This window comes from Paenibacillus piri, from assembly GCF_004354045.1.
GTDB classification, from domain to species: domain Bacteria; phylum Bacillota; class Bacilli; order Paenibacillales; family NBRC-103111; genus Paenibacillus_S; species Paenibacillus_S piri.
In genome coordinates this window covers 205,815-224,731 of sequence record NZ_SMRT01000009.1, presented here as the reverse complement: position 1 = coordinate 224,731, position 18,917 = coordinate 205,815, and the positions used below count along the sequence as shown (strand labels likewise).

14 protein-coding genes and 1 pseudogene are annotated in these 18,917 nt (G+C 50.5%); 6 read left to right on the top strand and 9 right to left on the bottom strand.

Going from position 1 to position 18,917, the window contains the following annotated elements; genetic code table 11:
* Nucleotides 1-78 precede the first annotated feature (78 nt).
* From E1757_RS19580 to E1757_RS19570, 3 genes are all read right to left on the bottom strand, one after another.
* Nucleotides 79-834 carry an SDR family NAD(P)-dependent oxidoreductase gene (locus E1757_RS19580; protein WP_165972184.1) on the bottom strand — a complete coding sequence of 252 codons (756 nt, stop codon included), beginning with the start codon at nucleotides 832-834 and terminating at the stop codon, nucleotides 79-81.
* A gap of 101 nt (nucleotides 835-935) precedes the next feature.
* A complete protein-coding gene (locus tag E1757_RS19575) occupies nucleotides 936-1,373 on the bottom strand; it encodes a MarR family winged helix-turn-helix transcriptional regulator (protein ID WP_133231176.1) in 438 nt (145 codons plus the stop codon).
* Between the two features lie 150 nt (nucleotides 1,374-1,523).
* Nucleotides 1,524-2,174, bottom strand: coding sequence for a pentapeptide repeat-containing protein (locus E1757_RS19570; RefSeq protein ID WP_133231174.1), 651 nt, complete (start codon nucleotides 2,172-2,174; stop codon nucleotides 1,524-1,526).
* Nucleotides 2,175-2,412: 238 nt separating this feature from the next.
* Here E1757_RS19570 and pdxR point away from each other — a divergent pair.
* Nucleotides 2,413-3,848 (top strand): annotated as a pseudogene (gene pdxR / locus E1757_RS19565) (MocR-like pyridoxine biosynthesis transcription factor PdxR).
* Between the two features lie 177 nt (nucleotides 3,849-4,025).
* On the opposite strand, the gene E1757_RS19560 reads toward pdxR, so the two are convergent.
* Nucleotides 4,026-5,966 carry a hypothetical protein gene (locus E1757_RS19560; RefSeq protein ID WP_133231172.1) on the bottom strand — a complete coding sequence of 647 codons (1,941 nt, stop codon included), beginning with the start codon at nucleotides 5,964-5,966 and terminating at the stop codon, nucleotides 4,026-4,028.
* A 179-nt stretch (nucleotides 5,967-6,145) separates the two neighbouring features.
* Here E1757_RS19560 and E1757_RS19555 point away from each other — a divergent pair, with 179 nt between their 5' ends.
* Entirely contained in the window at nucleotides 6,146-6,508 is a 363-nt protein-coding gene (locus tag E1757_RS19555) for an MmcQ/YjbR family DNA-binding protein (RefSeq protein ID WP_133231170.1), read from the top strand.
* A gap of 87 nt (nucleotides 6,509-6,595) precedes the next feature.
* Here the strand turns inward: E1757_RS19555 and E1757_RS19550 are convergent, their stop codons facing one another.
* From E1757_RS19550 to E1757_RS19540, 3 genes are all read right to left on the bottom strand, one after another.
* Nucleotides 6,596-7,372: an SDR family oxidoreductase gene (locus E1757_RS19550; protein WP_133231168.1), complete on the bottom strand. Its 777-nt coding sequence runs from the start codon at nucleotides 7,370-7,372 to the stop codon at nucleotides 6,596-6,598.
* The gene (locus E1757_RS19545) at nucleotides 7,365-7,721 is read right to left on the bottom strand and encodes a MerR family transcriptional regulator (RefSeq protein WP_246079303.1); all 357 of its coding nucleotides are present in this window, start codon (nucleotides 7,719-7,721) and stop codon (nucleotides 7,365-7,367) included. Before E1757_RS19545 ends, E1757_RS19550 begins: the two co-directional genes overlap by 8 nt.
* 413 nt (nucleotides 7,722-8,134) lie before the next feature.
* Nucleotides 8,135-10,687 carry an adenosylcobalamin-dependent ribonucleoside-diphosphate reductase gene (locus E1757_RS19540; protein ID WP_425464855.1) on the bottom strand — a complete coding sequence of 851 codons (2,553 nt, stop codon included), beginning with the start codon at nucleotides 10,685-10,687 and terminating at the stop codon, nucleotides 8,135-8,137.
* A 591-nt stretch (nucleotides 10,688-11,278) separates the two neighbouring features.
* On the opposite strand from E1757_RS19540, the gene dat reads away from it, so the two are divergent.
* Entirely contained in the window at nucleotides 11,279-12,118 is an 840-nt protein-coding gene (gene dat, locus E1757_RS19535; protein ID WP_133231315.1) for a D-amino-acid transaminase, read from the top strand.
* A gap of 378 nt (nucleotides 12,119-12,496) precedes the next feature.
* Here the strand turns inward: dat and E1757_RS19530 are convergent, their stop codons facing one another.
* Both E1757_RS19530 and E1757_RS19525 read right to left on the bottom strand, forming a co-directional pair.
* Nucleotides 12,497-13,342 carry a lipoate--protein ligase family protein gene (locus tag E1757_RS19530; protein ID WP_133231162.1) on the bottom strand — a complete coding sequence of 282 codons (846 nt, stop codon included), beginning with the start codon at nucleotides 13,340-13,342 and terminating at the stop codon, nucleotides 12,497-12,499.
* A 232-nt stretch (nucleotides 13,343-13,574) separates the two neighbouring features.
* A complete protein-coding gene (locus tag E1757_RS19525; protein WP_133231160.1) occupies nucleotides 13,575-14,669 on the bottom strand; it encodes a hypothetical protein in 1,095 nt (364 codons plus the stop codon).
* 178 nt (nucleotides 14,670-14,847) lie between these two features.
* Here E1757_RS19525 and E1757_RS19520 point away from each other — a divergent pair, with 178 nt between their 5' ends.
* From E1757_RS19520 to E1757_RS19510, 3 genes are all read left to right on the top strand, one after another.
* Nucleotides 14,848-16,650 carry a DEAD/DEAH box helicase gene (locus E1757_RS19520; RefSeq protein WP_133231158.1) on the top strand — a complete coding sequence of 601 codons (1,803 nt, stop codon included), beginning with the start codon at nucleotides 14,848-14,850 and terminating at the stop codon, nucleotides 16,648-16,650.
* The gene (locus E1757_RS19515) at nucleotides 16,647-17,729 is read left to right on the top strand and encodes a YqhG family protein (protein ID WP_133231156.1); all 1,083 of its coding nucleotides are present in this window, start codon (nucleotides 16,647-16,649) and stop codon (nucleotides 17,727-17,729) included. Before E1757_RS19520 ends, E1757_RS19515 begins: the two co-directional genes overlap by 4 nt.
* 201 nt (nucleotides 17,730-17,930) lie before the next feature.
* Nucleotides 17,931-18,890 (top strand): hypothetical protein, encoded by a 960-nt coding sequence (locus tag E1757_RS19510; protein ID WP_133231154.1) that lies wholly within the window; start codon nucleotides 17,931-17,933, stop codon nucleotides 18,888-18,890.
* Nucleotides 18,891-18,917: the final 27 nt, after the last annotated feature.

Genomic DNA, 18,917 nt, shown 5'->3' with positions numbered 1-18,917 from the left:
TGAAAGGCAATTTCGCTTCCGCCATGCGTTGTCGGCGCATGGCGGTACACTATCAAAAACGGTCAAAAACCCAAAAAATCATTTGCCGCCTGTCACGCGGATAAACTCACCGTTGATGTTGCCGTTCGCTTCCGATCCCAGGAAAACAACCAGGTTGGCGATATCTGCGGGAACGCTGTGCTTACGGGTCGGAACTTTGAGCCGCTCTTGTTCAATCATCTCATGGGGGAATGTTTTCCATGCTTTCTCGGTCATGGTCCAACCGGGCATGACGACGTTGGTGAAGATCCCGTCCGGTCCCAGCTCTTTGGACAAAGTAGCCGTTAAACCGTGCAAGCCCGCTTTAGCGGCTGTGTAGGCTCCTCCTCCAGCCATCCCGTCTACCGCGAGCTCCGAAGAAATATTGACGATCCGTCCCCAATTCGATTTCCGCATGAAAGGCAGCACCCGCTGGATCGTAAGATAATAGCCTTCCAGGTTGGCACGGATTTCACGCCTCCAGCCTTCTGCGGGAACGTCTTCGAACGAAAGCTGCCTGCGCTTCGGCCAATGAACGGCGTTGTTGACGAGAACATGGATATTACCCCACCGCTCGCCAACCGCATTCACGGCTTCCTCCATCGACCGATCGTCATTCAGATCGTAGCGGACCGCCAATGCTTCCGTCCCATAGCCTTCAATCTCTCGCACTATACGCTCTGCCGCCTGCGAGCCATTGGCATAGGTGAGGGCGACTCGCGCGCCTTCCGCTCCGAACTTCTTTGCAATAGCTTCGCCGATTCCAGAGGAGCCTCCGGTAACGACGACTACCTTCTCTCTCAAACCTAACTCCATAGAAATCCTCTCCTCATTTTGATTTTTATGGGGCAGCATCATTATTTAGTCTCGCATAATTTTAGTTTACCTAAATAAATGAATATAAAAATACGAACCTCTCACCCCTCCTTCCGAAAAGACCGTTCGATTTTCTTCAGCCACATCAACATAATAGCCTTCTCCTCAGGCGCCAAATGCTGCTGGACGTGCCGCTCGATCTCTGCAAGTATACCTGCGCATACGCTCTCCTGGGCTTTGCCGGAATCGGTCAGGTAAATCCGCTTGACCCGGGCGTCTTCCTCATCCTGCTTCCGAACGACCCATCCTCCCGCCACAAGCATATCAAGCACGTTGGTCAGCGAAGCCGGACGGATCCGAAGTTTCTCATGAAGCTCTTTCTGTGTCAGCCCGTCGCCGAAATTCCACAGCAGCGCCAGCACACTCACCTGAGCCGTCGTTAGTCCGTACTTGGCCAGTCTTTGATTGTAAAGCTGTCCGGTCTCTTGATAAATCTTTTTGATCCAATAGCTGATGCTTTCCTGCAAAGAAAACTCCATTTATTTAGTCCCCCTAATAAATATACGCAAACTGCTGAACGATGTCAATGCTTCTTGGCCGCTGTTGACGAACAAGTTCGCATCTATGATATTATCCCCATTCCTCCGCCTTATCAAGAATCGGACCTGCAACTGCCGATCTATTGTAAATCAATCCTTAACAATGAGTCCGAACAAAGCGGCGAATGTATAAGCTTGCTCGCGGGAAATTATGCAGCCTTTCAAGCTTTCCACATCTACGCCAAGTCCATTGAACTCGCAATCGCTTAAATCAATTCCGTTCAGCTCCGTACCTGCAAATAGAGCCTGATCTATGTTGGAACGATACAACTCAAACTTGTGCAATTTGGAATAGCAAAAATCGGATTGACGCAAGGAACTGTCTTGAATAAGGAATTGCTTGGCATTTGAAAATCTGACTGTCGCATAATCGGCCATACATCTATCCAACAAAACATTTCTGAGCGTTGCACCTGTCATATTTATGCCAATCATTTTGCATTCTTTGAATTCAGTTCTATGGATGACGGCATCACTCAAATCCGCATTGGACAGATCACATTTTTCAAAAATAATATCTGTCAATTCAACACCGGATAATGTTGCTTCTGTAAACGTTACATTTTTAAAGATGATTTTATCAAAGGTAACTTTATGGTTGGTTTGATGTTCAACGATACAGTCCTGAACCATTCCCATTTCAAAATGACCATTCAATTGTAAATCAAGCAGCATCAATGCAGGCAGCTCACTTGGAATCATAGGTGATTCTATTTTCAACATTGTTTTCTTTTTGTTCATATGGCGATCCCCCTTATCCTGCATGATCGTTCCAATCTAAAGGAACATTAACTCTAATTATATGCGAACGAAATGCGAACATGCAAGCCAACCCATTCCGCCGCTATCAATGTTTAAGGAATGGATAAACAATTGTCATGGTTATGATGAAAGCGAACATCTTTATTTTTGAAAATCAGTGGTATGATAAAAATCATAGAAATATTTTATTTATTTACAAATTGAGGGTGGTAAAATCATGTGGAAACTTGATCGACAAAGCAAAAAACCTCTTTATGAACAAATTGCCGATCATTTGGAACGGAGTATATCCTATGGAGAATTTCCGCCGGGCAGCTTGCTTCCATCCGAAAGAAAACTGGCGGATCAACTGGGTGTAAACCGAAGCACTGTCATCCAGGCTTTCGCAGAGCTTCGATCGATAGGAATCATTGAAAGTCGGACAGGCAGTGGAACGCGTGTAAGCAAAACTAAATGGGGAGCTACTCCTAAGCATACGCCGAACTGGAGTCGGTATGCCGAGGGCAGGAGTTTTCTGCCAAACTTGCCATTTATGCGAAGGATTCGGGAAGCGCTGACTCAGAATCCGTCACTAATCGATTTTGCCAGCGGCGAGCTATCGGCAGATTTGGCTCCAACCAATGAAATCGCAGCATTGATGAGCCAGCATCAATACACCTCTTATTTGGGCTACGACAATCCGCAAGGATATATTCCGCTCAGGCAAGCGCTGGTTTCGTATCTGGATCAATATCGTGACATCCAATCGACCGAATCATCCATTTTAATTACATCCGGATCTCAGCAATCGTTATATTTGATTACACAATGTTTATTGTCTCCGGGAGACGCTGTTGCGATAGAAGATCCTTCCTACTGCTATTCTTTGCCTATATTTCAATCAGCTGGGCTCCGGCTGTTCCGGCTCCCTGTTGATCAACATGAATTTATCCCGACGACATTCGGTCCTTATACAAGAAACATCGCATCAAGATGGTTTTTATGAACCCGAATTTTCAAAATCCTACAGGTACTGTATTTAGCGTTGAACGACGCAAACAGCTGCTTGACGTTGCAAGTGAATTGGGGCTGCCAATTGTGGAGGATGACCCTTTTAGCCTGACGGCATTTGAGGGGGCTGCACCTTCTCCGCTCAAATCAATGGATTCGAACGGTTCCGTCCTTTATATTGGTTCTCTCTCCAAAATTGCTGCCTCCGGCCTGCGTATCGGATGGTTGGTCGCCCCCCATTCCATTGTGGAGAGGCTGGCGGATGCCAGACAACAGATGGACTTCGGTCTAAGCGTTATTCCTCAACAGGTGGCCGCGCAGTTTATAAGGTCGTCCTATTTCAAGCCTCATCTGGAACGTTTGCAACTACAGCTACAATTTAAACGGGACTTGCTGATCGAATCCTTACAAAAGGAACTTCCGGATCTGGTTAGGTTCACTCCCCCCCGGGGCGGGCTGCATTTGTGGTGCAAGCTGGTTCCTGAAGTCCATGACGGTAAACTGCTGGAAGAAGCAATTAAAAAAGGAGTCGTTTTTGTACCAGGTAGCGTATATGGTTCGGATTCGGGCTTTGTACGGTTTACTTTTGCAAGACCCAAAACAGAGGAGATCGGTGCAGGAATCTCAAAATTTGCGGAAGCACTGCGGGAACTGATAACCTAGGCTTTAGGCCACGACGATCTTAAAAAAACAACCGCCGAGAGTAGACAGGACTTCCGCGGTTGTTTCCTATTTGATCAATCCCGCCATGAAGACAGACTTTGGCGGCCATTTTGGCACCTAATCAATAAATTACCCTATATTGTAAACGTTGACGCATTTTATAAAGACCTACGCCGGTCAACCCGGCTGCTGTAACAGGGAGAACTTCAAGTAGTCGATCTCATCAACGATTTGGTTATAAATCACTTTTTTTCCATCGCGGGTATCAAAGGAATACAGTACCCACCACATACCCTCGCCTACCGAAGGACATTCAAATTGTTGTACTTCTCCCCCTTGATAAACCGTCACAACAGCTTTACTTTGATTTAACGGTTTGTCCCCGAAAAACTGGTGCACCAAATACAAATACCGGCCTGAAACCGGGTTACGGATATGGAGAGCTTCCGGTATACCGCCGCCGCTTCGGATATCTTCTTCCAAGCAGGCCCATGGAACAGTCTCATCCCCCCCTAAATTGGCATGATTGATTTCGATTTTCTTATCATCATGGTGAACCTTGAGATGCAGATCGAGATCGCAATCCGGGTCACCCCAATAAAGCTCTATCCTCTGCTCATCCGTTCTTGTTACGACCGCCGTTTTCGACTCAAGAACTTCCTTTACGTATGTTTTAAACATACTTAGGGATTCCGGGATTCCGGGCCTCATGTTTCCGATAATGTGAACTCTGCTTCTAACCGTTGGATCTACGGCATTCAAAATCGACTCACTGGCCGGACCATAGTTGACGAGCAGCACGTTAGCATTCGGACAACCTTTTGCGTAATCCGTTATGGCATTAGAGAAATTTCTCCTCGACGCTTTCAAATATTGTTTGCATTCAATAATCAGAATCGTAGAACGCACTTGATTCTCTTGGCCGCCCGAGTCTGTCAGTAAAGAATAGTCGGGTTGAATGGCCCCCTTCCTCCCTTTTCCAATCGGATTGATTAACGGTGTCCGCAGCTCCGACCATACCTGCACTTGAGGTGAATATGATTTGGCCAAAGAAAGCAATGTCTTGGAAAATGAAAACCGCAGCGTTCCGTCAACGACAAAAAAATCAAGCTCCTCATATCCCAGCACTTCCATGATCTGTGTAGAGATCCAGGCCGAATAAATTTCATATCTATGTTTCCAGACCGGAAGATTTAAAAATTCCTTCAACAGCCGTTCCGTGCTTTCGATATCGCGTTTTGTGAAGGGTACATGTTTAAATAGCTCTTCCATCCGCTCAACAAACTGCCCTTCTACTTCCAGCCGTTCATCATTGGTCATCGAGACCATCATCTGTTGAAGCTCGTACAGGGAAATAAGCAAATTGCCCGCAAAATGGTCCGAATCCAATTTATCAAGCATAAACTTACGATCCTTAGGAGTATCGGTTTTGCTTTGTCTCATAAAATCCCGGTAAAGAGAACGAGCCGCCCCATAACTACTGCTTTCGCTCACCAAGTCTTCCCACACATTCCATATCACCTGCAACCAATGATCCATGTTTTCTAATCCTACAGGTTGAAATAGAGGCCGATGATCGGGCCACTTTCCGTCTTTATACGCTGTCAACCACAGCCTGACGCTCTCATTTTGAACGGATTCAACTTTGTAGTCGTAAATATGCGGCACATACTGCCTCAAAAGTCCGTGAACAAGTCCTTTTGTATCCCAAAGCAAATCTTCATTCATATGATAAACAACTAATGACTTCCGTACTTGATTCCACTGCTCTATCATTTCTATAAAGTGACGGATATCGAATTTAAATTCTTCCTTTATAGAATCCGGGTTAAGGCTTATATGTACATGGTTTCCGTTGCTTTTGGCTCCCGCTTTTTCAAACATAACCAATAAATCGTTCATCATGATGCTAAAAGGCTCAAGCGACTTAAAAAATACAGTTAAAAATCTTTCGATGCTAATTTTTTCGGTTATTAAGCTTTGGCGAAAATTATTGACTTCATGACCGATAAGCTTCGATTGAAATTCTGCCAAAATGTCCTTATCATAGGTTTTAGGACTGAGACCTCCTTCTTCGATCAAAAGATCCCAAAGACTTACTGCATCACCGATTGCCACAAACGCCACCCCGTCTTGATTCGTACAAAGGACTTATACCAGCCAAATGCCGTCTAAAGCATACCATATTTTGGCTCCGGTATGTATATGAAAACTTCCATCGAGGCTTTCCAAGATGAGCGACCGCGATTTAAATGTAGGTAAAAATCATTGAGTTGGTTGAAAGAGAGGAATAAGATATGAACATCGAAGCATTAACCCGTTACTGTTTGTCCAAACAAGGCACCAGGGAGGAATACCCATTCGGCGACGATGTGCTCGTCATTAAAGTAGCGTCCAAAATATTTGCTTTCATCTCGGAGCGTAACAACGTCCCAAACATCAGCTTGAAATGCGATCCGTTTATCGCCGAAAACTTAAGACAACAATATCCGTCCGTTATTCCCGGCTACCATTTAAATAAAAGCCATTGGAATACCGTGATTTTGGACGGTTCCATTTCCGGGCCGGAATTGTGCAGTATGATTGACCATTCCTATGAGCTCGTTTTTAAAGGCTTAAAAAAGTCGGAGAAAGACGCCGTTCTCCACGGCGGGTTATAACATTGAGTCGGTATTCACCCGCATGGGTATGGGAGGTCAACAAATTGAACTATAGCTCCCACCAATGTTTCAATATTTGAAAAACTTCTACCAAGCGGCAAGCTTGCGTTCTCGAAAGAACCCGCCGTTGGGACCCCCATCATCCAGAGTTGCCAACCAGACAGCCGTATCTGCTCCTTCCGCAACCGTCACTGGGGAAGGCAGCCCTTCCGCAGCGGTTAGGGAAGTAGTCGCTCTTCCCATATCCGTCCGTACTCTGCCAGGACAAACCGCATTAACTTTTATACCTGTTTCGGCAACATCCTGTGCAACTAAGCATGTCAATGCATTGAGCATGGTTTTTGAGATGCGATAAGCTGATGCTGATCCGTTAAGACCTAGGAACCCCTGATGCTGCATAACCTCAAAAGCTCCCAATCCTGATGAGAGATTGACGATGCGTCCATAGCTATTTTTTTCCATTAGAGGAATACTGGCTTGAATCATTCGTAAAACCCCAAAATAATTAGTTTCTAATGTTTCTTTGATCACTGACTCTTCTACATCCAACACGGAAACTCCCTGATCACGTATAATTCCGGCATTATTTATTAGTACATCCAGACGACCGTATTGTTGGTTTATTGTCTCTGCTACCTTACTGACACTTTCTGTATCACTCACATCAACGATTTGCAACTCGACTGATAGTCCTTCTTGACGCATCTCTTCAACCGTATGCCGCCCTTTATCTGCATCCCGGCAGCCGATCAATACGTGCAGCCCCTTCAAAGCCAACTGATATGCAATTTCCCTCCCTATACCACGGTTGGCTCCTGTTACTAATGCAATTCGAGGGTTTCTTAAATTTATTTGATTAATCATTTTGCCCTTCTCCTTTACGTAAGATCTTTCTCCAACTTAATAGGTAATCTTCCAACTGAGATTCGGCTATTCTTAAAGTCTCGATTTGTTTTTTGATATCTAAAAGCTTCCTTTCCCCGATCTCTATGGCATTTGGCAAGCATTGACGCTTAATTTCCTCATGCATTGTACAGTGAAAGAAATCGGTTATTTCCCTAACAGTGAGACCGAGACTAAAATACAGTTGAATGATTCTGACTTGCTCAATATGGGATTCGTCATATTCTCGATAACCATTTTCTAAACGAACTGGATTCAAAAGTTGTTTTTCTTCATAATATCGTAGAGAACGAAGACTTACTCCTGTCATACGGGACAATTCACTAATTTGAATAATAAACCTCTCCTTCTTGGTTTAATCCTTTATATCCTAATCCATCACATCATGTTAAGGTCAAGTGTATTTAAAAAATTGTGAACCAAGTAATCGCGTTATCAACATGAGCTAAGAGGCTGTTTGGAAGAACTTTCCTTTCGTCAACCCGTCCCAAGCAGAGCCAAAAGTAATTAGAACGTCGGAGGCGACAGCGGTTATACCGTTGCCAAGGCGAAGCCCATTTTAAAATAGTCTATACGAGAACAAAGGGACCGCTCATGAGCATTTCGCCCACATCCGCTTCCTTTCCTTCAAATGGAAAAAGACAGCCGCGGCTGTCTTTTCGTCTATCGTTTCCAGATAATTTTCATCACAAAAAAAATGTCCATCCACAATCCCGCAACTCATCACGAGCACTTGCCATACCCGCAGTTCGTACATGTTTTGCAGCCCTCGACGTTGATCAGCGAGGCGGAGCCGCATGACGGGCACAGGTCAAGCGAAGTGGCGGAGCTGCGGCTAACGGCATATTGCGCCGTCGTTTCCATTACGACTTCCTGAGTGGCGGTCACGTAGTCGTCCGCGTCATCCGAGAAGTCTCCATGCATTTCCAGTGCTTTGGCGACCGCATCGGCGATCGATTCGACGCGGTTGGCCCCGAAGCCGATAGCGCCTGAACCGCCGATCCCCTTCAGATGCTTGGTCAGCAGTTGCACTTTATTGCCGTGATCGCCGTAACGCAGGAACAGCGAACAAACACGGCCTAGCGCTTCCGACATGGCAAATACGTCGGAGCCGGCTTTGCCGACATTAAGGAACACCTCGCTGGGTGAGCCGTTCATATCGTTAATCGTAATATACGCCATGCCAAACGGCGTATTGAACTTGTAGGTGGCGCCGCGCAAAATTTGCGGGCGGCGCTTGTACTGCTTATCCAGCACTTGGCCGCCTTGCGGATAGGCTGCTGACGATACGGCCAAAGCTCCGCCATGGCCGTCCGCCCTCATGCCCGCCGGTTCTGCCGCGGACTTGCCGCTCGCTTCCGCTGGTGTCGATTGCGACTCTGCATCGGAAGCTCCGTTCTGCTTCTCATCCTTCTTCTCCGTCGAGAGCACCTGCACATCGCGGCTGCCGTCACGGTATATCGTAACGCCCTTGCAGCCTAGATCAAACGCCAGTTCATACAGCCGCTTCGTCTCTTCCACCGTAAAATCGGCCGGGCAATTGGCGGTTTTGGAGATGGAGCTGTCGACCCATTTCTGAATGGCCGCCTGTACCCGGATATGATCCTCAGCCGATAAATCCATCGACGTGGCAAAATATTCGGGCAGCTCCGCATCCGGATTCGCATCCTTCCACTCCTGCGCGATTGGCACGTACTGCTTATCGAAGCCCAATCTGCTTTGACGGTAATATTCAAAGGCGAAATACGGTTCAATCCCTGTGGAAGTGCCGACCATCGTGCCTGTGCTGCCTGTCGGCGCTTGAGTAATAACCGTTACATTCCGCATGCCCTTTTTCTGAATGGCCGCTCCGACTTCCGGATACTCGCGGGTCATCGTCTTCATAAAACCGCTTTGTAAGTATTTATCGGCTTCAAACTTCGTAAAGCTGCCTTTTTCTGCAGCAATATCCGCCGAAGCTAAGTACGCTTCCTTTGCCATAAACCCGTAAATTTTATCCAGAAACACCAGCGATTCCGGGCTGCCGTAGCGGATATGCAGCTTGATCATCAGCTCGGCCAAGCCCATCGTACCGAGACCGACCCTCCGCTCGCTCTGCTGGTTAACGCGGTTTTCTTCAAAATGGTAAGGAGTTTTATCGATGACATTGTCAAGGAAACGGGTGGAATAGCGCACGACCTTGCCGAGCTCTTCCCAGGCCACGTCATGCTTCTCCTCATCGTAAAATTTGGACAGGTTGACCGCGGACAAATTGCAGACGCCCCACGCCGGCAGCCCCTGCTCTCCGCATGGATTCGTGCAAATAATCGGATTGAAATACCAGCTGTTGGACATCTGGTTGTAATATTCCATAAAGACGACGCCGGGCTCAGCCGATTTCCAGGCCGATTCGATAATCGTATGCCAAATGTCGCGCGCTTTGACGGTACGATAAACGTTGATTTTCTTGCCAAGCTTTTTCCATTTATCCAGATCGCCGTCCCATAGCTGGTCGTAATCCGCATCGGTCGTATCCGGATATACGAGTTCCCAGTCCAAATCTTCCTTGACGGCTTTCATAAAACCGTTGCTCACGCAAACGGATAAATTCGCATTCGTAATTTGGCCCATCGTTTGCTTGACGGTAATAAAATCGGTGACATCCGGATGCCAATCGTTCATCATGAGCATTAAGGCGCCGCGGCGGCTCCCGCCCTGCTCGATCAAACCGGTTGTATAGCTGAACAAACCGCCCCACGAAACGGCGCCGCTGGAGGAGCCGTTGACGCCCTTAACGACGGCCCGTCTTGGACGAAGCGAGGAAAGATTGATTCCGACGCCGCCGCCGCGGGCCATTATTTCCGTCATTTCGCTTAAAGAGCTCATAATTCCGCCACGGCTGTCATGCGGCGAAGGGATGACATAACAATTGAACAGCGTAAGCTCCTCGCTGGCATCTGCCCCTGCGGCAATCCGTCCCCCCGGAACCAGCTTCCAATCATCCAATATATATCTGAACTTCTCGGTCCATTCCTGCTTCTTCTCGGGAGTAGCTTCGACCGAAGCCATCGCCCCCGCCAAGCGGTCCCAGAGCTGTTCAGGCGTTTTTTCCAATGTCAGAGTCAGTTTTTCTACCGATGACTCGACCGTATCGCCGCTGCGAAGCTTCACCTTGACCTGTCCGCCGTCGCGGCTGATCACTTCCCCGACTTCCTTCGCCGGAAATTTGGGATCGTCTTTCGTCAATACAAGCACCGTATCGCCGACTTCCGTTAACGAAGTGTCCGCATTTTTCATGGCGTAACGATCAAGGAAAATTTTTTCGCTTAATCCGCTTAATTTCTTGCTTTCCGTTGTTTTCAAACCGATAACCTCCTAAAAAATAGAGATTCAAAAAAAGCACAACATCTAGTATGGCTTTCTCATTATACAACACAATATATGGTGTTACTATTAAGACAGCTGCGGAATATCACGCAATAGGACAAGCCGCATTGCCGATTGCTTTCATTTGCTCCGAATTACGCTCTTTTTCGATGGCTGAATTAACCATATTTTTCGACATTTCTCACTGTAGGCTGCCAGTCCCATTAAGAACCTGTACGATGAGCCAGGGAAATAAAATAGTCCATTGCGAATGAAACGATTGCGAAACTTACCCGCCGCCCGTGCAGTTTGGGTCGTCTTTTCGACAAATTGAGCATGGTGGCTTGGAAGACCGGGAGCGTCACGTTAACCGCCGTTCGCCTTTGACATGGAGAGCCAAGCTTGATACGCTAACGATATTACGCGATTTATTTTTGTATTGCTAACAGCATAACATAACCTTGACCCGAACACAAACAAATGTTCGCCAAATTTCAATCTTAAGGAGGAACCGCCGTGAGCATTTATTTATATCAGCATCAGCTGCTTCCCAAAGACGAGGTGGCGATCTCCCCCGACGACAGAGCCTATTATTTCGGAGATGGCATCTACGAGGTGTTCCGCGTGTATAACGGCGTTCTGTTCGAGCCGGAAGGACATTACCGCAGACTGGAAAAAAGCGCCCGGGAAGTGCGCATTCCGCTTCCCTACGGCGTCGATAAGCTGCACTCGCTCTTGCTCGAGCTGATCGGGGCGAATCGTTTGCAGGAGGGCACCGTCTATATGCAAATCAGTCGTGGCGTCGCTCCGCGGTCCCATCCGTTTCCGCAGCAGGCGGAGCCGGTCGTGATGGCCTACTGCAGCGAAGTCTCGCGGACTCTAAAATCGATGCAAGGCGGAATTAGAGCCGTTACGGCCGATGATATCCGCTGGCTCAAATGCGACCTGAAAACGTTGAATCTGCTCGCCAACGTTATGGCCAAACAACATGCGCTTGATCAGGGCGCCGACGAAGTCATTTTACATAGAAACGGGACGATTACGGAATGCAGCGCATCCAACTTTATGATGGTCAAGGAAGGCGAGCTGTTCACGCACCCGGCCAATCATCTTATACTGCATGGCATAACCCGGGAGGTTGTGCTGAGGCTGGCCCGGCAGTTGGACATCCGCTGCCATGAGCGCGCTTTTTCCATCGAAGATTTAAGCTCGGCGGAAGAAGCGTTCATTACCGGCACCGTTACGGAAATTACACCGGTCGTCACGGTAGACGGCAAGCCTGTCGGCCGTGGCGAGCCGGGCCCGGTGACCCGGCGGCTGCAGCAAGCGTTCGAGCAGCTGATCGGCATTGACCAAGCATAACCGGCAGCGCTGTCCTCAGGGGATTAGCGCAAACAAACAAAATGTCCCTCGCAACGCTTCAAGCTGCGTGAGGGACATTGTTGCAATAGTCTGTTGAATGATGCTGCCAGCTCGAACATGCTCGGCAGCCTTTCACTATCTCAGCAATAGAAATTTCCCTATCCGCCAATCGGTCCGCCTGATCACAGGCAAGCTTTCCGCTTTTTCGATTTCCGCTAACCGGCAAGCACGATCACCGCTTATACGCACTCCGCCACCCACTAAGCACGCTCACGGCTTATACGTTTTCCGTCAACCCATAAGCACACACACCGCTATTACGCCATCCCAAACGTTCAAACAGACTGACAGCCTCCGCCATATTATCCGGCCAGGTAACTACCGTCTCAAATTCCACGCATCGTTGGCGTACTTCTCGCTCACGAGCTGTGAAACGAGCGATTGCTCGTACTCCGTCAGCGCGCCATCCGCGAGCTCGACGTTTAACCCTTCTGCCATCCCGGCGCGAAATGCGGCCTCAACCTCTGGCAGAGCCACGGCCGGCTTTCCGAGCTGGCGGCATAAATCGTTGATCGCTACCGCCTTGCTGACGAACTGCTGTTTTAGTCTCGCTTGCAGCCGCTCGCTGGAAAACTTCAGCACTCGAAACAGCTGATCGACATCCATATCGAGCAAGATCGATCCGTGCTGCAGCACTACCTGCTTTTGCCGGGTTTGCGCGCTGCCCGCGATTTTACGCCCTTCGACTACAAGCTCATACCATGACGGCGAATCAAAGCAGGCGGCCGAGCCCATCGAAGCGTACTTGCTTTTGTCCTCCTCGCTTTCCAGCTGAACCATGCGAGCATCGAGCCCAAGCTTGCGGAAGCCGAACAGCAGTCCTTCGCTCAGCACGCGGTAAGCCTCCGTTACTCCGCGCGGAATGCCCGGGTAGCTCTCCGAAACGATGATGCTGTAAGTCAGCTCCTTGTCGTGAAGCACCGCCCTGCCGCCGGTCGGCCGGCGTACAAAGCCGAGTCCCTCCAGCTCCAGCTGCCCGAAATCGATCTCCTCGACCGCCTTTTGAAAATACCCGATCGACAAAGTCGCCGGGTTCCATCCGTAAAAGCGGACCGTCGGAGGCACCTTGCCTTCGCTGTGGGCCGTCAGGATCGCCTCATCGACCGCCATATTGTAAGCCGGGTCATGATTGCCCGATGAAATAAACCGCCATTGTGATGTCATAAGGTACACTCCTGTCTGCTCTAGTCTAACATTTCAAAATAACGCAAGCACATGAACGTCCAATCGATTGAAGAGCACCATGAATCTAACAGACACCAAGGCTCTTGATTGCTGCCAAACGACTGGTTTTCAGACCTGCGGAGACTATCGATTAAAGGACGGGAACGGGCTTTGGAGATGACTTCGCCATTATTCACCGTTCTGCTTCGTCGGACAGTCTCCCGGCCCCGGTTTACTTTTTCACAACGATCCGCTTGCCCGCCGCCAGTCCGTCAAGCTTTACCTCGCGCAGCGGTTCGTCCGCCGTCGCGTTCAGCCCGACAAAGCCGAGCGTCCCGTCCTCCGCCAGTACGACATATTCGTCCGCGAACGCATCCGCATCCACCGGCCGGTGATCCCAGGCCAGATGTATCTGCTTGCGCGATTTCAAATTCAGCAGACTGAGCGGCTTCTCCAGCTCCATGTTCGTGTTCGTCACATCATGCAGCAGGATCAACATTTTTCCCTGCAGCGCGGTCATGCTATAAGAATAAGGCCTTGTGTTCGATACAAAATTTTTCGTCAGCTCATACGGATTTTGCCCGGGATTGAATCTATATATTTTGTTCGACCATTCGTTCTTCGTCCGCTGGGAAATCATCATATATATATCGCCGTTCGTGTCCAATGCGACCTGGTCGAGCGGATAGCGCCGCGCCTCCTGGATTTGCTTGCCCCATTCCCCGCTCAGCACGTCGGCTTTATACAGGTTCGAGCTTGTTTCCGCATTGTTGGAGGTGACAAAATAAACGTATTTTCCGCTGCCCTTCACCGATTCGACGCCTCCGGGCACGAACCATTCCTTCAGCCATTTATGCTCCTTCAGATCGTACAGCGCCACCTTCGTAAACTCGCCGCCCTTCTGGGCCGTTTTATCCGCCGAGGTCAAAAACAGCACGTCGCCGAACAAATAACTGAAACGGGGCGTCAGCTGCGGCGTCGGGGTTTGCACGAAGCTGTCCGACTGCTTGTCCCGCATATAAAAGCCTTTGAACGCTTTCGAATCTTCCGGGTTATACACCGTGATGACCGTATGCTCCGACGTGTAGCTGATGCCGCTGATCGGCTGAACGGTCTGCAAAATCTTTTTGCAAAACCGCGATTTGCTGTTGGCGCTGTACAGTTGAAAATCGTCCGCGAGCAGCAGATCGCCGGTTTCGTCAATCGCTTGCGTCGCTTCCGGGTCAATCGGCGTTACGCGCTTGGCAGGCTTGACAGTCATGATTCCATACACGGCGCCGGCTGCAATCAGCAATAGAAGAGGGATCCATAAGAACCGCTTTTTCAAACCGAAATCCTTCCTTTCCGAACTGTTATAAACCATCATAAAGCATTCGTCCGGGTTATGAAAGTGCCTCTTTTCGTCCATACTACAAAGTAACGATTCGTCAGGCCATATATTTGTATATTATAGGAAAGATTCCCAGCCTTCCTTCTCCGGAGAGGGCGTTAAAGGAGCAACCGCCATGCAAACACAAACCAACGAGCGAAAAGAACACGTGCGACCTTTCAACGAACATGTCCAGCTGCATTTTGACCGCGACTGGTTCGAGGAGCTGCATGCAAGAGCGCTGCGCAACGGGCCCTGGGACGATTGGACGCTGTACCAGCTTGCGTATGAAGCCGAGCAGGCCAGTCTGATCAACAGCTTTGACGAGCTGCAGTGCCTGGTTCATATCCCTCAGCTCACCCCGATGCCGCATCAGATCGATACCGCCAAAAAAGTGCTGACCGAAATGCGGGGAAGAGCAATTTTAGCCGATGAGGTCGGGCTGGGCAAAACGATCGAAGCGGGGCTTATATTGAAAGAATACATCATCCGGGGCTTGGTCAAAAAGGTGCTCATTCTCGTCCCCGCCTCGCTGGTGCTGCAGTGGGTGCGAGAGCTGAACCAGAAATTCGGCATTCCCGCCGTGGCGCAAAAGAAAGAATACATGTGGGAGCAAAGCGACATCGTCGTCGCCTCGATGGATACGGCCAAACGGGACCCGCACCGCGATATCGTGCTCGGTCTGGAATACGACATGCTCATTATCGACGAGGCTCACAAGCTGAAAAACAAAAAAACGACCAATTACCAGTTCATTACCGAGCTGCGCAAAAAATATTGCCTGCTGCTGACCGCCACTCCCGTGCAAAACGATTTGAAGGAGCTGTACAACTTGATCACTCTGCTCAAGCCGGGCCATTTGGGCGGACAGGGCAGCTTCCAGTCCAATTTCGTCGTCGACAAGCGCATCCCCAAAAACGAGGAGCAGCTGCAGCAGGAGCTTTCCAAGGTCATGATCCGCAACCGGCGCAGCGACGGCAACGTGAGCTTCACCAAACGCATTGTGCGCAACATTCCGCTCACGCTCTCCCCTGACGAAAAAGCGCTTTACGAGGGCGTGACCGACTTCGTCAAAGGACGCTACGAGGAAGCGGGCAGCGACCTGAGCAGCGTTCTGTCCCTTGTCACCCTGCAGCGCGAGGTGTGCAGCAGCCGGGATGCGGTGTTCATTACTTTGGTCAATATGTTCAAAAAAACAGCCGAGGACTCCCCTGTCCGCGCTAAAATCTGGGAGCTCGTCGAGCTGATCCGCGGCATAAAAGCGAACACAAAAGCGGAGAAGGTAATCGAGCTTGTCAAGGAAATTAACGACAAGGTGATCATTTTCACCGAGTACCGGGCGTCCCAGGAATATTTAATGCAATATTTGAAGGAGCATAAAATTACGGCCGTTCCGTACCGCGGCGGCATGAACCGGGGCAAAAAGGACTGGATGATGGATCTGTTCCGCAACCGCGCCCAAGTGCTTGTCGCTACGGAGGCGGGCGGCGAAGGGATTAACCTGCAGTTTTGCCACCATATGATCAACTTCGACCTGCCGTGGAACCCGATGCGGGTCGAGCAGCGGATCGGCCGCGTGCACCGGCTGGGGCAGCAGGATGACGTGAAAATTTACAATTTGTCCACGCAGGGGACGATTGAGGAATACATTTTGTCGCTGCTGCATGAAAAAATCAACATGTTCGAGCTGGTCATCGGCGAGCTGGATACGATTCTGGAACGTCTGGAGCAGACGCAATCGCTGGAAAATCATTTGGCCCGGATGATTTTGTCCTCCCGCAGCGAGGACGACATGCGCCGGCAGATCGACGATCTCGGCCGCTCCATTTCCTCCATCCGATCCGAGGTCGGACAGAGCGCCCAGGAGCCTTCCCGCTTCTCGTCTCTGCTCGATTCGGTTGCCGGTCCGCCCGCGGGTCAAGTGGAGGTGTCGCCATGAAACCGGAACAGATCCGGCAGTTCGTGCTGCGCTATCTTGAAGCGGAGCAGTGCGACATCGTGGAGAAGCACCCGGCTTACGTCACGGTCAAGCTCTCGCCTTCGGCGGACAAGGAGCTGACGTACCGCCCGTATTACTGGAGCTTCGTGGAAAGGACGGGCGTCGCGCCCGAGACGATGACGTGCACGTTTATTTTCGATCCGGACGGCCATAAGGCGGCCGTCCAGGAGACCGGCGGCCCGGGCGCAGGTGCGGCCGCCGGTCCGTCCGCCCCGCCGGGTCCGGCGGCGGGTGCGGCAGCTGCGGCGCCGGGAGGAGGCGCAGCGGCAAGCCCGGGAGCTGCCGCAGGCGCGGCTCCCGGAGGGCCGTACGGCGCCCCGCAAGCCGGCGGGGCGCCGGGTCAGCCGCCGGCCGACAGCATACTCGGCCGCTATTTCGGCTTCGTGCCGACGCAGATTACGGCACGCGTGCCGAAGGACGAAGTCACCTTCGGCAGCCGCAGGCTCGAACAAATATTTGCCGCCGTACGAAACAAGGGGCGGTTCGTCCATTTGTACGAGCAGTTCAAGCCGGAGCAGAAATCGACCGCCACCGTGCCATATGAAAATTGGCTGCAGGTCAATTTCAAGATCGAGCTGGCCTGCGATATGAAGCGCAGCGAAATTCATTCGCTCGGCATCCATCTGGGTACCGGGGAAATACGGGAGCGGTTTCAGGAGCAGCTGCTCGGCAAGCGTCTTACCCCCCGGCTGCCGGCGCAAATATTTATTACGCCCGATAAATTTACGCTGCCCCGCGCCGTCATTTATTTGGAGGATTACCTGGAGCATAAGCTGCGAGGCTACGACCACCGCTGGGCCAAGGAAGCCGGTTTGCGGCTGCAGGAGGAGCTCGAACGGATTCGCGGCTATTATGACTCGCTGATCCGCAGCGCCGAGCCGGATAAGCGGTACGAGGTCGAGGCGCAGTATGCGAACCGCCGGCGGGAAATCGACTGGCAGTACCGGCCGAGGATCCAAATATCCGTCATCAATTGCGGTTTGTTTCATTTGCAGATGGCCGGGTCGGCCGTCAACTGACGAATTCCGCTAAATGCCAGCAAAAATAGAAGCAAAATGTTTTGATGCCGCCTACAGGTTGTAACAACCTTTTCAGTGTCTGTTCGTTACAATAAGGGTACGGCTTGTTCGTTCCAAACGTTCTCGACATCACCTACCTTTTTTTACGTTTGGCGGACCTCAAGCCATATGCCCGAAAACCCAATACAAGCAGGTGAAGCAATGAAGAAATCAACCTTTTGGCTTGTGTCGCTCGTCATATGGACAAGCCTGATGGTGCCGATGCCGCTCTCCAATGCCGCTGTTACCGGCGCCGCGATTTCCGCAGCGGAAGCTGCGGGCACAACCGCGACCGGGCCGAAAGCTTCGGAAAAACCGCCCGCACCCGTACAGCCGGACAGCACGATCACTTCCCCATCGCTGAAGGATGCGGTTCAACAATGGATTCAGTCCATTTCCGGCCAGCAGGGATTTCAGGCTTGGAAGCAGGCCGAATGGACAAGCCAGCCGCTCGGACCGGGCACGCACGGATGGATCGTGCTGCTTCAATCCCAGGGAAGTCCGGTCGGCTACATGGTCATCCATGCCGCAGACCCGAACAATCCGTCCAAATTTCGTCTGACGGAATACGGACGCGGCAGCACACCGCTGTTCAGCATGCAAACACTGTACCAATCATTGGTACAGCTTGACCTTATTAATTCTTCTTACAAGACGGAACGATTATATGTGGACCCGCTGCATGCCGTCTGGAAAATAACCGATGCGGATAACTTCTACTATATCGACGCCAAAACCGGCGAAGTGCTGCCGCTGCAGACGGATTCGGATCTGCAGGAATCCGGCGGCTCGTCCGCCGATGAAGCATATACCCGGTTGGAGCCCGGTCAGTCGATCGGCGCCAGCCTGCAGCTGCCGGAGTTCGATCCTTACGACCGGCTGCCATGGGTGAAGAACGCCCCGGCCGCGTACGAATCGTTCGCCGCTCTCCGCAGCGATCTGGAGCGGCACAAGAAGCTAACGTACACCGCGCAATTGTACAACGGTAAAGTAACGTCGCCATTCGCGGTAACCGGATACCATCAGTGGTCCGGTGAAGACGCTTTCCTGCTTCTCGAGCAAAACGGCCAACGGGCGATCCCTTACGCAGCCGCTTGCAAGCTCGGAAAGCTGTATCCTTAAGGTTTCTCTCCTCCTTCCTATAGAAAA

Bases quoted from the DNA above. Each gene is read 5' to 3' on its own strand.
- E1757_RS19580 (WP_165972184.1), bottom strand. From the start codon at position 834: ATGGAGTTAGGTTTGAGAGAGAAGGTAGTCGTCGTTACCGGAGGCTCC.
- E1757_RS19575 (WP_133231176.1), bottom strand. From the start codon at position 1,373: ATGGAGTTTTCTTTGCAGGAAAGCATCAGCTATTGGATCAAAAAGATT.
- E1757_RS19570 (WP_133231174.1), bottom strand. From the start codon at position 2,174: ATGAACAAAAAGAAAACAATGTTGAAAATAGAATCACCTATGATTCCA.
- E1757_RS19555 (WP_133231170.1), top strand. From the start codon at position 6,146: ATGAACATCGAAGCATTAACCCGTTACTGTTTGTCCAAACAAGGCACC.
- E1757_RS19550 (WP_133231168.1), bottom strand. From the start codon at position 7,372: ATGATTAATCAAATAAATTTAAGAAACCCTCGAATTGCATTAGTAACA.
- E1757_RS19545 (WP_246079303.1), bottom strand. From the start codon at position 7,721: ATGACAGGAGTAAGTCTTCGTTCTCTACGATATTATGAAGAAAAACAA.
- E1757_RS19540 (WP_425464855.1), bottom strand. From the start codon at position 10,687: ATGAAAAATGCGGACACTTCGTTAACGGAAGTCGGCGATACGGTGCTT.
- E1757_RS19530 (WP_133231162.1), bottom strand. From the start codon at position 13,342: ATGACATCACAATGGCGGTTTATTTCATCGGGCAATCATGACCCGGCT.
- E1757_RS19520 (WP_133231158.1), top strand. From the start codon at position 14,848: ATGCAAACACAAACCAACGAGCGAAAAGAACACGTGCGACCTTTCAAC.
- E1757_RS19515 (WP_133231156.1), top strand. From the start codon at position 16,647: ATGAAACCGGAACAGATCCGGCAGTTCGTGCTGCGCTATCTTGAAGCG.
- E1757_RS19510 (WP_133231154.1), top strand. From the start codon at position 17,931: ATGAAGAAATCAACCTTTTGGCTTGTGTCGCTCGTCATATGGACAAGC.